Origin of the sequence: Pseudoflavonifractor sp. 60 (genome assembly GCF_009911645.1) — a bacterium.
Lineage (GTDB): Bacteria > Bacillota > Clostridia > Oscillospirales > Oscillospiraceae > Lawsonibacter.
Genome location: NZ_QWKI01000227.1, coordinates 1 through 756 on the forward strand (window position 1 = coordinate 1; position 756 = coordinate 756).

Here is a 756-nt window from a genome sequence, read left to right on the forward strand (position 1 = left end):
TCTGCCGGATGCGCTGGAATCCATTCGGGCTGTTATGGCCCGCCGCTCGATTTTGTGGGACGATGTGGAGGGGGCAGGTATGGGCGTCCCTGGCCCGGTGAACGACGAGGGCACTGTGTTCCGGTGTGTGAATCTGGACTGGGATGTGTTCAACATCCCAGAGGTAGTACAGAAGCTGGAGCCCGGAATCAGCCGCATCCATGTGTCCAACGACGTAAACGCCGCCGCCCTGGGCGAGCTGTGGAAAGGCGGCGCGCAGGGCAGAAAAAGCGCCTTCCTGGTGACACTGGGGACTGGCATCGGCGGCGGGCTGGTGCTGAATAGCCGGATCGTCAACGGCATCAACGGCGGGGCTGGAGAGATTGGCCATTTCTGCGTAGACCCCAGCGAACTGGAGCAGTGTTCCTGCGGCGGGTACGGCTGTCTGGAACAGTACGCCTCTGCTCGGGGCCTGCTGCGGTGCGCCAGAAAGGTCTCACCGGATGCCTCTAAGAATATGTCCGCCAAGACGGTCTGCGACATGGCCCGCAGGGGCGACCCCATTGCCGTTAATCTGCTGGATCAGTTGGGCCGCAAACTGGGCTGGGCGCTTACCGCTGTAGCTGGAAGCATTGATCCGGAGGTGTTTGTGATTGGCGGCGGACTGTCCCATGCGGGGGACGTTCTGTTGAGCAAAATTGAATACTACTACCGAAAATACGCCTTTCACGCTTTCCGAGATACCGAGTTTGTACTGGCGGAGCTTGGCAACGATGC

Annotated in this window: 1 protein-coding gene; it reads left to right on the plus strand. The window is 60.3% G+C overall.

The genetic code is table 11. From position 1 onward, the window contains the following. The coding region (locus D1646_RS20230) for an ROK family protein (protein ID WP_160638186.1) at positions 1-756 on the plus strand (756 nt) is incomplete at both ends.